Here is a 14,696-nt window from a genome sequence, read left to right as displayed (position 1 = left end):
ACGCATTTGCGTTTCGCCTTTTTGAGTTTTCCACTTTTTTGAAAAAAGATATAATGGGAGGAGATGAAACAATTTGAGCGAATACACTATAAAATCATTCATCCGTATTTTAAAAACTTATATAGGGAGGACAAATGATGAAACCCAATAAGTTAAAGCCTGGTGATGAGTTGCGAATCATCTCACCTGCCAGAAGTCTGTCGTTAATCGCTGCTGAACAAAGGAAAATTGCCAAAGAACAGCTACAAAAATTAGGTTTTCGGATATCATTTTCCGTAAATTCTTTTGAGAAGGATGATTTTGTTTCCTCATCGATCGATTCTAGAATAGAGGATTTGCACGAAGCTTTTTTAGATCCGAATGTTAAAGGGATTCTTACGACCATTGGAGGCTTTAATAGCAATCAACTGCTACGTTATATCGACTATTCCATCATTGCAGAGCATCCTAAACGATTATGCGGGTATTCGGATATTACTGCTTTAAGTAATGCAATCTATGCTAAAACAGGATTAGTTACATATTCAGGACCACATTTTTCTAGCTTCGCAATGCTTCACGACAATGAATATACCACCGAATATTTCCGTAAGCTGATGATGGACACCAAAGAAATAGTGGTGAGGCCTTCGAAGCATTGGAGTGATGATGAGTGGTATCTGGATCAGGAGAACCGTGTATTTATCAGAAATGAAGGTCCGTTCATTATCAATGATGGAGAAGCGAAAGGGACAATTATCGGTGGGAACCTCTGTACATTAAATCTTTTGCAGGGAACGGAGTATATGCCAAGTTTAAAAAATTCGATATTATTTCTTGAGGATGATTGTGAGTCATCGCCTGCAACCTTTGATAGGGATTTACAATCGCTGATTCATCAACCAGATTTTCAGCATGTTAAAGGATTGGTTATTGGCAGATTCCAACAAGGATCACGTATAACTAAAGAACTGTTGATTAAAATCATAACTTCGAAAGAAGAGCTATCAGACATTCCTGTCATTGCAAACGTGGACTTTGGACATACCTCCCCTATGATTACTTTTCCTGTTGGTGGACAAGCCTCACTTCGTGCTTATGGGGTTAGATTAGAGTTAAGGATATCGGAGTAGTGAATTCCTCAGATTATTAAATAAATTTAAAAAATATCTTACCTTCTACAAAAATCGGATTTTTCAGATATAATATATGAGGTGAAATATTACGGAGGTGCAGTAAATTGAATAATGAGTTAGAACAAACCTATTTGAATTTTTTACAATATATTTTAGATAATGGTGTAAAAAAAGAAGATCGTACCGGAACGGGTACAATTAGTGTATTTGGTTATCAAATGCGATTTGATTTATCAAAAGGCTTCCCATTATTTACAACAAAACGGACTCCGTTCCGTTTAATCGCAAGTGAACTATTATGGTTTATTAAAGGCGACACAAACATCCGTTATTTATTGAAAAATAATAATCATATTTGGGATGAATGGGCTTTCAAAAGATGGGTTGAATCAGACGAATATACAGGTCCAGATATGAGTGATTTCGGGAATCGTTGTTTAATTGATGAAGACTTCAATCAAGTTTATCAAGCAGAGATGAAAGCATTTTGTGATCGTGTCTTAGAAGATGATGCGTTCGCAGCAAAGCATGGTGACCTAGGGAATGTTTATGGTAAGCAATGGCGAAATTGGACATCTTCTACGGGTGAATCCATTGACCAATTACAAGATGTAATTCATCAGATCAAAACAAATCCTGATTCTCGTCGTTTAATTGTAAGCGCATGGAACCCGGAAGACGTTATAAATGCTGGGGCAAAAGGGAGTAAAGCAGCGTTACCACCTTGCCACGTTATGTTCCAGTTCTATGTTGCAAATGGTAAATTAAGTTGTCACTTGCTGCAGCGCAGCGCTGACTCTTTTCTTGGAGCTAACTTCAATATCCCGTCTTACTCATTACTTACACATTTAATAGCACATGAGTGTGGTCTAGAAGTAGGCGAGTTTGTATATAGCATTAGTGATGCACATATCTATTCAAACCATGTTGATCAAGTAAAAGAGCAATTATCAAGAGACCTAAGACCATTGCCTACCTTGGTTATTAATTCAAATAAGAAATCACTTTTTGATATCGAGCTGGAAGACCTTATCATTGAAGGTTACAATCCGCATCCTTCGATAAAAGCGCCAATCGCAGTATAAATTAATGGTTATCAAGATTTTTTGATCTATATAGGTAGGGAGGAACGTGTTTCATGAGTATTAGCTTAATATGGGCAATGGGCACCAATCATGTTATTGGAAAAGATAATGATATGCCTTGGCATTTACCGCTTGATTTCGCTTATTTCAAAGCGGAAACACTGGGGAAGAGAATGCTTATGGGCCGCAAAACTTGGGATTCGCTCGGAGGGAAGCCTCTAAAGGGCAGAACAAGCTTAATTATGACTAGAGATACTGATTATGCTCCTGAAGGTGCAGAGGTTGTACACACGCTTGAGGAAGCTCTCAGCGAGGGTGGAAAAGACGATGAACTGATGGTGATCGGCGGAGCGGAAATTTATAAGCTGATGTTGCCGTATGCTGACAAGTTGATGTTAACGCAAATTGAACAGGATTTTGAAGGAAATACCCGGTTTCCTGATATTGACTGGAGTGTGTGGAAAGAGGTTTCCAATAAGAAGGGAATTCGTGATGAAAAGAATCCGTATGATTACCGTTTTCTTGTTTATGAACGTACGGAATAGCAATAAAACGTTTTCTCTGACATAACATGTGAAATAGTACAAAAAATCAGTAGATTAATCCATTACTGTGCAAAAGTAATGAGTGCTACTATAATTAAAATTAGAAATGATAATCTACAGGTATAGAATGTGCAGGTACTTCATTGCGCTGCTCACGACCATACGAAGCCGCAATATGCTACAATGTACTATACTTCAACACGAAGAGAACGGATGGGGGAAACGTAAACATGTCTACACCTACAGGTTTTATGGAGTATAAACGGCAGCTCCCAGGTGATCGGGATCCTGAGCAGCGGGTAAAAGACTGGGAGGAGTTCCACCATCATTTATCCGAGGACGAGCTTCAGACACAAGGAGCGCGCTGCATGGATTGCGGAACGCCGTATTGTCATACAGGAATTGATATGGCTGGAGGAACCTCGGGTTGTCCAGTTCATAATCTAATTCCAGAGTGGAATAATTTGGTGTACCGCGGACTCTGGAAAGAAGCCCTGGAACGTCTGCATAAGACGAATAATTTTCCTGAGTTTACTGGAAGCATTTGTCCTGCTCCTTGCGAAGGCTCTTGCACAGTGGGTCTAATTGGACAGCCGGTGACCATTAAGACCATTGAGTTAGCTATTATTGATAAGGGCTTTGAAGAAGGCTGGGTTGTACCTAATCCTCCAGAGAAACGTACAGGCAAAAAGATTGCAATCGTAGGCTCTGGACCTGCTGGACTCTCAGCAGCAGCTCAACTTAATAAGGCTGGACATACAGTAACTGTATTTGAACGCAGTGACCGCATCGGCGGACTGCTGACATATGGCATTCCCACTATGAAACTCGATAAGAGAGTTGTTCAACGTCGTGTAGATTTATTAGCTGCAGAAGGTATTAATTTTGTAGTGAATACAGAGATTGGCAAGGATATTCCTGCTCAACAGCTAGTGGATGAATATGATGCGGTTGTTCTGTGTGGTGGCGCTACAAAGGCGCGTCGTTTTAACGTTGAAGGCAGTGAGCTTAAGGGTGTTATGTACGCCATGGACTATTTAAATGGTACGATTAAGAGCTATTTGAATTCCAATCTTGAAGATGGCAACTATGTATCTGCTGAAGGTAAAGACGTGATCGTCTTGGGTGGCGGTGATACTGGATCTGACTGTGTTGCTACAGCACTTCGTCATGGCTGCAGCAGTATCACTCAATTTGGTACACATGAAAAAGCACCTCTTCAGCGTGATCCGATTGCTAACCCTTGGCCACAATTCCCGAATGTATATAGCCTAGACTACGCGCAAGAAGAAGCTAAAGCCATATTTGGGGATGACCCGCGTGAGTTCTCTATCATGACTACTAAATTTGTTGGTGATGATGAAGGTAACTTGAAAGAGCTGCATACTGTACAGATCCGCCGGATCGTGGATGAGACAGGTCGTAAGATCTATCAACCTGTTCCAGGTACCGAAGCTGTATATCCTGCTCAATTAGCTTTGATAGCCATCGGTTTTGATGGGCCAGAACAAGATATTATTCAAGAGCTTGATCTTGAGACAGATCGTCGTTCCAATGTGAAAGCTCGTTATGGTAAATTCAATACGAACGTGGATAAAGTATTTGCTGCTGGCGATATGAGACGTGGTCAAAGCTTGGTTGTATGGGCCATCAACGAAGGACGCGAAGCTGCGCGTGAAGTGGATAAATACCTGATGGGTTCAACCGTTCTTGTTTAAAACGTTAAGATAATAATTGTCTAATAAGCCGTTTCAAAAGCAGTTTACCTGCTGGAGAAACGGTTTTTTAAATCAAGCGATGCTTGACGTAGATATCAGTATCATATAAATTAAATACATTATTCACATGATAAAAGCATTGACCAAGGATCTACGATTCAAGAAGCGTTAGAACAGAGAGGGAACCCACCGGGTGAAAGGTTCCTCAAACACGTGTGAGTGGTATCCTGCCTTGGTAGCTGTAGCGATAGTATCTACTAACCCGCTACCGGAATCGACCGTTATCCGATTTGAGGATTGCCAAATCAGAATGGATTGTATGTTGGAGCTGGCAGTTGAATAAGGGTGGTATCACGACACATTCGTCCCTGACGAATGTGTCTTTTTGCATTTAGAGAGATAATTTCTGGGGAGGGTATTTATGATGCGACAAAGCAATTTATTATTAACAACACTGCGTGAGGTGCCTTCGGAAGCGGAGACAAACAGTCATCAGCTACTGCTGCGTGCGGGGTATATCCGTCAATTAGCTGCTGGAGTGTATACCTATTTACCACTTGGACGGCGGGTTCTTCGAAAGATAGAAGCGATTGTGAGAGAAGAGATGGATCATTCCGGAACGCAGGAGATTTTAATGCCATCCATGCAGCCTGCGGAACTTTGGAAGGAATCAGAACGCTATGATGTTTATGGTAAGGAGTTGATGACTTTTAAGGATCGTCATGAGCGGGAATTCATTCTCGGTCCAACGCATGAAGAAGTAGTAACCACACTTGTGCGGAATGAGATCAACTCCTATCGTAAGCTTCCTGTTACCGTGTATCAAATTCAGACTAAGTTTCGAGATGAACGGCGACCACGTTCCGGATTGCTAAGAGGAAGAGAGTTCTTGATGAAGGATGCGTACTCTTTTGACATAAGCTCAGAAGGACTTGATAAATCATATCACCAAATGTTCGATGCTTATCACCGGATATTTAAGCGATGTGGATTGAAGTTCAGAGCTGTTCATGCAGATTCTGGTGCAATTGGCGGAGAAGGGGGCAGCCATGAATTTATGGCACTGGCTGATATCGGGGAAGATACGATTGCGGTATGTTCCTCTTGCGATTACGCAGCCAATCTGGAACAGGCAGAAGCTGTGCGTCCTGTTAAGAAGGAAATGAATTTCGAAGTACCAGCGATAGAGAAATTCCATACTCCAAATTTACGTACAATTGATCAATTAGAGCAGGAGTTGGTGATCCAGCCAGAGCAGATTATGAAAACATTGATCTACGAAGGTAGCGGACAATTCTTTGCTGTAGTGGTTCGAGGAGATCATGAAGTTAATGAGATAAAAGTGAGTAAATATATCGGAGCGATGGAGATCGGTCTTGCTGACTATGAAGCTGTGAAATCCTTAACGGGTGTAGAGATTGGGTTTGTGGGGCCTGTGGGACTTCAATTAACTGTACTAGTTGATGCCGCAGTTGCTGAGATGACGGAAGGTACGACGGGAGCAGGAGAAAAAAATTATCACTTCCGTAATGTTGTACCTGGTAGAGATTTTGGGCTTGAGCATGTGGGGGATTTTCGCAATGTAGCGGAAGGAGAAGCTTGTCCACATTGCGAGGATGGCGTTCTTCATTTTCATCAAGGCATTGAAATCGGACATGTCTTTAAATTAGGTACCAAATACAGTGAGAAGCTTGGAGCTTCCTTTTTAGATCGTTCAGGCAAAAGTCAGCCTATGATCATGGGTTGTTACGGAATTGGAATCTCGCGTCTATTGTCCGCAATTGTAGAACAGAATCATGATGATCAAGGAATAATGTGGCCAGTTGCATTAGCACCTTATCAGGTTCATATTTTGATGATGTCCATAAAGGACTCGGAGCAACTGGCAGTTGCAGAAGAGCTTTATAATCAACTTACTAAGCTCGGTATTGAGACGCTGCTAGATGATAGGGATGAACGTGCTGGCGTTAAATTTAAGGACTCAAGCTTGATTGGTATACCCGTAACGCTAGTGGTCGGTAAGGAAGCTGCACAAGGTAGGGTGGAGTATCTAGAAAGAGCCTCTGCGGGTAAAGAAGTCTTAGAAAAGTTCGAAGCAGTTTCTCGTATCCAAGAATTCTTTTCGCAGCTGAATTAAACTTCTATAACTCAAACTGAAAGCCATTGTTCAGGGCGGGAAAGTGCTGGAGGTAACTTTGTGAGATCATCACCTATTGCCGCATTAATCTGACCCTGAGTTAGAAAAATGCTCTCTGATAGATCAGCGCCCCTAAGGTCAGTGTCACGGAAATCTGCACCAATAAGATCTGCACCTCTAAGATTAGCGCCTTTAAGGTCAGCGGCAATCAAATAGGCTCCCCTCAGGTTGGCGCCCCTGAGATCTGCATTTTTAAGATTTGCGCCGACAAGGTCAGCACCACGGCTGAAAGTTCTCGATGCTTTTTTTAGTTTACGACGAGCCTCAGTACGCACAAGTTCACTGACTTGCAGCAGTAACAGATTAATCTTTGCTCGATGAGCGTCAACATTCACCTTCTGTAGAGAATCAGGGTTAAGTAAAGTGAGTTGTTCCGTCTCATCGAGTGCTGTTTGCAGCTCAACATGTATTGAATGGGTTATATCTAAGTTCAATGATTCATTTAAGTACCATAGCAATTCGTGCAAATGCCACATGGCCGTAAATACCTCGAACATTTGCTTTGCAGTTTTTGGATTCTTCCGCCAGTCCTCACCGGTATAAGTAACCTGAGAAAGCTTTTGCCCAGCCCCAAAACAGTCATATACAGTACAACCACGAAATCCAAGCGTTCTTAAATCTGTATGTACACCACAGCGAAAGTCTGATTGTAGGTTATGGCACGGCTGGCCAGCTGCTTTATCCATAGCAAAATCCACTGAAGCTGAAAAAGGTAATGCGGAACAGCACAAACCGAAGCAGCTCTCACATTCTGCTTTTAAATAGTGACCGTTTTTGTCCTTATAAGGTTCTGTAAATTTGTGATTTTCAGACACGTTTTGATTCCTCCGATATATAAAACTCGTTTACCAAACTATTCTAATTCATAGAAAAGACAAAGGGAAGTCTGAATTTTACCTAGGCCTACTAACCAATCCATTAAAAAAAACCGAGGTTAATGGTATAATAGAATACTGGACGCATTTTGGACTTAAGAACGAAAAGGTAAGGAGCGATTGTTTTTGAAGACACTCATTATTGCGGAGAAACCGGATATGGGGCGGAATATCGCCGCCGCAATAGAACCGAAGGCCAAAAATTACCGTTCCTATCTTGAAGGGGAGCAGTACATTATTACTTGGGCAATAGGGCATCTAATCGGTTTGGCCGAGCCGGATGCTTATGATGTTAAATACAAAAAGTGGAATATTAATGATCTGCCCATTATTCCAGACCAGTTCAAACTGGTTCCTAATGCGCGGACAATCGACCAGCTCAAGGTAATTGGAGATCTTGCGAAACGTAGCGATCTTCTAGTGAATTCATGCGATGCCGGGCGAGAAGGGCAGCATATCTTTTCACTCATTCAACGACATTTGAAGCTGGAGCATCCTGTGAAGCGGTTGTGGATCTCGGATCTGACGCCAGAGACCATTCGCAAAGGATTCCAGGAGCTGAAGGATGGATCGGAGTACGAGAATCTAACGAAAGCAGCAAAAGCTCGCAGTGAAGCGGATTGGCTCATCGGCATGAACGGATCACGTGCTTTTACTACAAAGCATAATGTGCTGCTGTCCGTGGGTAGGGTTCAAACTCCCGTACTCGCGCTGATTTACGACCGTCAGAAGACGATTGAGGCGTTCTCTTCCCTAAAGTTTTTTGAGGTGGAGGGACATTTTACTCAGAATGAAATGACCTATAAAGGCATGTGGCAGGGGGATCGGCTGACTGATGGGGATAAGGCGGAGGCGCTAGCTGCCAAGGTCAAAGGAAAACCGGGCCGGATTGAGTCTTACGAGGTTAAGGAAACAAAAGAGTATCCGAATAAGCTGTACGATTTGACGCTGCTGCAGCGTGAGGCGAATGGAAAGTACGCTTTTTCCGCAAAAAAGACGCTTGATATTGCTCAAGCGTTATATGAAAAGCATAAGGTGATCTCTTATCCGCGGACGAACTCCAACTATGTTACAGAACAGAATATTCCTGAGATGCATAAGACGTTATCCGCGCTGCAAGGGACGGCGTATGATGAGTGGGTGAAGGGTGCGAATCGCAATCTCGTTCATAAAGGGAATAAATTCATCTGCAACCCCTCGAAGGTTGAGGATCACCACGCGATTTTGCCTACATATCGTAAAGCATCAGGACTTAGTGCAGATGAAGGAAAGCTGTATGATTTGATTGTGCGGCGTTTTTTGTCTCAGTTCTATCCGGCAGCGGAGTATAAAGTGCATACGGTGATGACCGAGGTAGAAGAGGAAAAGTTCAAAACCACAGTCAAGGAATTATTAAGCCTCGGCTGGAAGGTCATTTACGCGGACCAGAAGAAGGATAAAGCGAAGACTTCCAAGGGTAAGAACAAGGATGACGAAGAGGACGAAGAGATCGAAGTGAATGAACCATTTTCTATTGCTCCGGCAGAAGAAGTGGTTTGTAGTGAGGCTATTGTTAAAGAGAAAGATACTCAGCCACCTAAGCATTACACAGAAGGTACGCTGCTTCGAGCGATGGAAAGTGCCGGAAAGCAGATTGAGGATGAAGAGCTTCGCGATGCTATGAAGGATTCAGGGCTTGGAACTCCGGCTACCCGTGCAGCAACGATAGAACGGCTGAAGAATGTCGGATACATCGAAATGCAGGGCAAAAAAATTGCCATCACGCAAAAAGGACGAACAGCCATTGAGCTGATTCGTGGAGCGGGTATTGAGCTGTTGACTTCACCGGAAATGACCGGACAATGGGAACGTCGTTTGAACGAAATATCGAGAGGAACGGCGTCGGACGGGCAGTTTATGGAGAATGTAAAAAGATTCGCCTGCATGATCGTAGACAAAGTACGAGTACAATCTCGGGCGTCCAAAACCTCATTTGAAGGGGAGACGCCTTCTGTCAATACAAGTGCTAAAGGGCGAAGTGCTGGAAGTACATCTCGTAAAACCACCGACAAAACTGCGGCGCCGCGAAAGCGCAAGGCAAGTAGTGAAGAGGAATCTGCCAATTCAGGACCTAAGGTCATTGGAAACTGTCCGCGTCCCGGCTGCGGTGGAATGATTTTTATGGGTAAAAAAGGCTACGGCTGCTCTCATTACAAGGAAGGCTGTAAATTCGTGATTTGGAAAGAGAATCATGGTCGTACACTCACGGATGCACAAGTGAAGGCGTTGATTGAGAAAGGTCGGACGGGCAAGCTAAAGCTTACCAGCGAAGACGGTACACCTCTGGAAGGCAAGCTAGTGCTTCAAAATATGGATACGGGCCAATTAGCAATTGAATCATAGTCGATCAAAAAGAATGTGTGTACGGTAAAAAGGTGTCTCTAGCCATGATGGATACATGGCAGAGACACCTTTTTAATCATGCCTTATAATTATTCAGCGGATTTAGCCAGCTGCGCTTCAATCGCTGCAGTTAACCCTTCATAGGAGGAGTCAGGAAGCAGGGTTCCGTTTACCATAAATTTAGGTGTACCATTAACCCCGTACGATCCCGCGATCTTGAAGTCTTCTTTGACGTCGAACATATAGGTATGATTCTTGAGATCTGTTTCGAATTGAGCGAAATCAATACCTTCAATGTTATCTTTGACGAAATTTAGAATGAACTTCTGTGTGGCCCATATTTTGCTCTCATCGCCTTGATTGGCGTACAGCTTATGGAGATATTCCCAGAACTTCTCGTTGCTTTGCTTATAAATGGCTTCACCTGCACTTGCAGCAAGATAGGAATCTCGATCCAAAAAGGCAAAGTTCATGAAGAAAAGCTCAACTTTTCCAGTATCCACGTAGTCCTTAACAAACGTATCCAGATATTTCTCCGTCCAGTTTTTGCAGGCAGGACATTTGAAATCTGCAAATTCGATGACTTTGATTTTGGCATCAGGACTACCAAGATGAGGTTGCTTTTCATATTTCAGCCCATCAACAACAATGCTCCCCTTCACATCAGTGTAGTTAGGTAAACCCTCTGTACTGTCCGTCTTGTCATTTAGAATGAAGACAATAACAGCGACAAGGATTACAACAACTATACCTAAGAGCATGGGAAGCATTTGTTTGTTAGTTCGAGAATGGTTGGACTTCACTTTCTTGTTCATATCTCATCTCCTACCTCATTTAGGAATTATACAAAAATAGTATAAACATCCCAGAGGTAGAGTAGATATGTCATTTGTAACAATGTCTGAGGTTACTTTGCACCTAGAGTTTCTGCAGGGTAGCAGTACGAATAACAGGAGGCACCTCATGGATGGAGGAAATGGTCTTCACTGCTTGTTGCATTTCTTGCTCCAGTTCAATAAGGTTATAGCTCCATTCATTCTGTTGCTTCAGATAGATACTGTTAATGCCTGCGGTTACTGCCGGTAGTACATCTGTACGTAAAGAGTTACCAATCATCCAGGTGCGTTTGCGGTCAAAGCCTTGCGTAGTCAAAATATTTTCAAGTGCCTCAACATTTTTATGTTGACGAATATAGATCCGGTCATCAAAGTAAGCATCTAGCTTCATTTGCTCAATTTTACGTTGTTGGATCGTATCGTCTCCACCTGTGTACAGGAATAAATGGTGACCATCCTGCTTCAGAGTATCCAACGTTTCAACCATGCCAGGGTAAGCTTCGATTTCTTGATCATAGACGCTTAGTCCAAGCTTGTGTAACTGTTGTTCTTGAAAACGGTCCGTCGGACGATTATATTTTGCGCAGAAATAGCGGTAGGTAGCGATTAGGGATTTAGGGAAATTATCGCTGGCAAGACCACTTGTGTTGACCGTGTGCACGTCAATTTCTATTTGTTTGTCGCGTAGGTCACTGGTGCTCGGGCCAAATTCGTTAAACCAATCAGTCATTAGCTCAAAATATTGCCCTAAAATCAGATCGAAATATTTGTTGCAGTGGACCAGTGTATCATCTAGATCGAAAATCACCTGTTGTGTCATGTATTTCATATCTCTCACTCCTTGGATCTGTATCTGTATAGTGTTCTATAGATAAATATAAGACTCTAGGAACATTTGAAGCTCTGATGCGCCGTCAGGGCGAATACTGAAACGTTCATCTTGTTCACCTCTAAGATGGATGCGGAGTAGGCCGGCTACTCGTAGAATCATAAGGTGATGCATCAGCATTTCTCTGGATTGATTAAGATCTGATTGCATCTCCCACAACGACTTGGGTTCATGTGCGACATAGCGAAGCAATCGAAGTCTGGTGGGGTCGGATAGTGCCTTGGTCATGCGCAAAAGCACCATAGGTGGTTCATTTTCGTCTTCTAAAGGTACATCTACAGGGTATTGTACGATCACCATGGTTTTGTAGAAGCAGTAGGTGTTAATCGGACGATTATGAACAGTTGGTAGTAATACAATCGTTTTTAGATCCGTGATCTCCTCGAAAACTACACCGCCAGACGCGTATTCAATTAGAGAAATGGGATCCATTTTACTTTCAAGCATTTTTTTCTCAGAAGCATCTTCAATTAATAGCGGTAATATTTTGTGCTCCACATGGCGGAAGTATTGCTCGTACCAGAGACGCAAGAGTGGACTATAGCTGCTCCGAATCCGAAAAGCATCTTCAATCGTAAACTCCTGAATGAGCGGAGCGATTTGCTGATAACATTCTTCTATGGAGGCTGAATCCAGATCATCTAAGAAATGCTGCACTGAAGTTGCGGGTCCTCGAATGTAAACCCAGGCATATAGCACATCATAATCCGTAAAAGGCCACTCGGCGGCTTGCATTAAAGCTGTTACCTTATGAGGAGAAATGCGATCTTCCACATCACTTATCCAGTGGGGACCAATGTCCAAATTGGAGATCCATTTTCTAGTTACATATAACATAAAACTGTCCAGCAGTTCATAAACCGGCGATACGTCGATCTTTAATTCGTACTCCATGTCTCATGCACCCCCAGGAAATCCGTAACATCTTCATATTATCTCTTGTTTTGAAGAGGGTTGTCCACTATAATGTTCGGTGTTTGCCAATTGGCGTTAGAACAAATTAGCGTTATTAATCATAGGGGGATATCATCTGTGTCAGACCGGCCAAAATTATCTATTCGAAGTAACAGCAAAATGAATTTCATGATTCTTATTACCGCTACTATAGCGGCTGGACTCAGCCAAGGAATGCTGCTTCCCGTATTATCCATTCTATTGGAGCAGAAAGGAGTTTCCTCTTCGCTTAATGGACTTAATGCAGCTGCTTTATACATAGGATCATTCGGAATGACCTTGATTGCTGAAAGAGTTCTCGGAGCGATTGGATTCAAAAAATTGATTGCTGGCGGGATAAGCTTAGTCTTAGTAAGCTTGCTTTTATTCCCCTTTTTTCCTGGAATCAAAATATGGTTTGTGTTACGTCTACTTGTAGGTGTTGGTGATGCAGCTATCAATTATGCCGCCCAGCTATGGGTGCTGCTAATGACACCTGCCGAGCATCGTGGACGAAATCTTTCCCTGTATGGGATGTCCTATGGTCTGGGCTTTAGCTTGGGGCCACTTGGAATTAGTCTGCTGCGCTTTGGTCAGGCAACACCCTTTATTGTTCTAGCTTTTCTTTTTTTGCTGGTCCTAATACTAGCCGTTACAATGCTTCCGGATTCACGTCCAGATAAAGTTGAGAGTGGAGAAAGTCAGGTACGCCGGTTTGGACGTTGTTACAGTCTAGCGTGGTTTGCTTTAATTCCTGCACTCCTATACGGTTTCATGGAAGCAAGCTTAAACAGTAATTTTCCAGTGTATGGCCTCCGGATCGGATACAGCACGGATCAAATTGCAGCCTTATTGCCTTTTGCGGGCATTGGAGGACTGTTGTTACAATTCCCGCTAGGACTGTGGAGCGACCGTTTTGGTCGAAAGAAGGTATTGATTCTTACTGGGATTGGAGGCGGGATTGCCTTCGCATTACTGCCATTAGCAGGTGACCATTTCAAAGTGACTATGGTGCTGTTGATGATTGCTGGTGGACTTGTAGGCTCCTTTTTCTCGTTAGGGCTTAGTCTGGCTGCGGACATTTTACCACGACATTTACTGCCTGCTGCAAATGTGGTTGCTTCTTTTCATTTTAGTATAGGCAGTATTATAGGTCCAGGGATCGGTGGTTTGCTCATGCAAGTCGGCTGGGGCGGGGGGATTTTATGCTTGATGGGCGCTTTATATATCGCCTTCGGATTGCTTGGGTTATTTTTCTCGCCACGGCAAAAAATTTGAGGTAAGATAAGAACGAGTGCTCGCATGGAAATTCATCTGGCTTTCAGAGTACACTATAGATTATAGATAAAGACAGGGAGAGGCTGAACTATGATCACAGTTGAACACTTAGCCAAGGCAGTTGGGGAAGATAAGAATCCAGTTCTACAGGATATAGGGTTTCAATTAGAACCGGGTGAGTTCGTAGCAATACTTGGAGCTAGCGGTAGCGGTAAGACCACTTTACTGCGCTGTTTAGCGCTGCGTGAGAAGTGGGATAGAGGGAATTTTAGAGTGGACGGTACAGATATAATGGCGAGTGCCTTTACAGGTAAAAGAAAAATCCGCCGCGAGTGGGCATACCTGGAGCAGAATGCAGAGCTCAATCCTAACCGTACTGCATTGAAAAATGTACTGATCGGCCAGTCTTCACAAACGCCGTTATGGCGAATGGTCACTGGGATGGTACGTTCAGATGATTATATGGGTGCAATGGATGAACTGGACGCCCTTGGCCTCCTGGATAAGGCGAAGATGAAGACAAGTCAACTTAGTGGCGGAGAAAGGCAGCGTGTAGCGATTGCTAGAGCGTTGACTCACGGTGCTAAAGTGATTTTAGCGGATGAACCGGTTACGGGATTAGATCCTAAATCCGCGGAGAGTGTCTTGGAAACATTGCGAAAGCTGTGTAAAGAAACCGGTCTTACGGTTGTAACGGTATTACCGATTGAATTAGCGGAACGTTTTGCTACGCGTCTATGGGTACTAGAAGATGGCAGAATTAAGCATGATATAAAGGGGCGTAGATTAACGTTCCAAGAACGTGCAAATCTTTAAATATAGGACACGGATAAGGAAAAGAGT

The 14,696-nt window shown here is 43.0% G+C and carries 12 protein-coding genes; 8 read left to right on the top strand and 4 right to left on the bottom strand.

The genetic code is table 11. The features are described from left to right. Positions 1-137 precede the first annotated feature (137 nt). The 5 genes from MKX60_RS22065 to MKX60_RS22045 all read left to right on the top strand — a co-directional run bounded on the left by MKX60_RS22065 (position 138) and on the right by MKX60_RS22045 (position 6,600). The gene (locus MKX60_RS22065) at positions 138-1,112 is read left to right on the top strand and encodes a S66 family peptidase (RefSeq protein ID WP_076283553.1); all 975 of its coding nucleotides are present in this window, start codon (positions 138-140) and stop codon (positions 1,110-1,112) included. Positions 1,113-1,219: 107 nt separating this feature from the next. Continuing rightward, a complete protein-coding gene (locus tag MKX60_RS22060; protein WP_076283554.1) occupies positions 1,220-2,200 on the top strand; it encodes a thymidylate synthase in 981 nt (326 codons plus the stop codon). A 53-nt stretch (positions 2,201-2,253) separates the two neighbouring features. Beyond that, positions 2,254-2,745, top strand: a complete 492-nt coding sequence (locus MKX60_RS22055; protein WP_076283555.1) for a dihydrofolate reductase — start codon at positions 2,254-2,256, stop codon at positions 2,743-2,745. Between the two features lie 230 nt (positions 2,746-2,975). Then, a complete protein-coding gene (locus MKX60_RS22050) occupies positions 2,976-4,463 on the top strand; it encodes a glutamate synthase subunit beta (RefSeq protein ID WP_076283556.1) in 1,488 nt (495 codons plus the stop codon). 424 nt (positions 4,464-4,887) lie between these two features. Continuing rightward, positions 4,888-6,600 carry a proline--tRNA ligase gene (locus tag MKX60_RS22045; RefSeq protein WP_341061146.1) on the top strand — a complete coding sequence of 571 codons (1,713 nt, stop codon included), beginning with the start codon at positions 4,888-4,890 and terminating at the stop codon, positions 6,598-6,600. An 11-nt stretch (positions 6,601-6,611) separates the two neighbouring features. Here the strand turns inward: MKX60_RS22045 and MKX60_RS22040 are convergent, their stop codons facing one another. Further along, positions 6,612-7,475 (bottom strand): pentapeptide repeat-containing protein, encoded by an 864-nt coding sequence (locus MKX60_RS22040; protein WP_076298740.1) that lies wholly within the window; start codon positions 7,473-7,475, stop codon positions 6,612-6,614. 186 nt (positions 7,476-7,661) lie between these two features. On the opposite strand from MKX60_RS22040, the gene MKX60_RS22035 reads away from it, so the two are divergent. Further along, positions 7,662-9,917: a type IA DNA topoisomerase gene (locus tag MKX60_RS22035; protein WP_341060998.1), complete on the top strand. Its 2,256-nt coding sequence runs from the start codon at positions 7,662-7,664 to the stop codon at positions 9,915-9,917. An 89-nt stretch (positions 9,918-10,006) separates the two neighbouring features. On the opposite strand, the gene MKX60_RS22030 is transcribed toward MKX60_RS22035, so the two are convergent. The 3 genes from MKX60_RS22030 to MKX60_RS22020 form a co-directional block, all read right to left on the bottom strand. Next, a complete protein-coding gene (locus MKX60_RS22030; RefSeq protein ID WP_341060997.1) occupies positions 10,007-10,732 on the bottom strand; it encodes a DsbA family protein in 726 nt (241 codons plus the stop codon). Between the two features lie 103 nt (positions 10,733-10,835). Further along, positions 10,836-11,582 (bottom strand): HAD family hydrolase, encoded by a 747-nt coding sequence (locus MKX60_RS22025; protein ID WP_076283560.1) that lies wholly within the window; start codon positions 11,580-11,582, stop codon positions 10,836-10,838. Positions 11,583-11,618: 36 nt separating this feature from the next. After that, on the bottom strand, positions 11,619-12,536 hold the full coding sequence (locus MKX60_RS22020; protein WP_076283561.1) for an ArsR/SmtB family transcription factor: 918 nt from the start codon (positions 12,534-12,536) through the stop codon (positions 11,619-11,621). A gap of 162 nt (positions 12,537-12,698) precedes the next feature. Between MKX60_RS22020 and MKX60_RS22015 the strand changes: the two genes are divergently transcribed. Both MKX60_RS22015 and MKX60_RS22010 read left to right on the top strand, forming a co-directional pair. Further along, a complete protein-coding gene (locus MKX60_RS22015; protein WP_341061145.1) occupies positions 12,699-13,853 on the top strand; it encodes an MFS transporter in 1,155 nt (384 codons plus the stop codon). 90 nt (positions 13,854-13,943) lie between these two features. Continuing rightward, a complete protein-coding gene (locus tag MKX60_RS22010) occupies positions 13,944-14,669 on the top strand; it encodes a phosphonate ABC transporter ATP-binding protein (protein WP_076283562.1) in 726 nt (241 codons plus the stop codon). Positions 14,670-14,696 lie beyond the last annotated feature (27 nt).

The organism is Paenibacillus sp. FSL R5-0914 (assembly GCF_038004525.1).
Taxonomy (GTDB): Bacteria; Bacillota; Bacilli; order Paenibacillales; family Paenibacillaceae; genus Paenibacillus_AQ.
The sequence above is the reverse complement of the archived record's forward strand: the minus strand, read 5'-3'. Positions and strand labels throughout refer to the sequence as shown.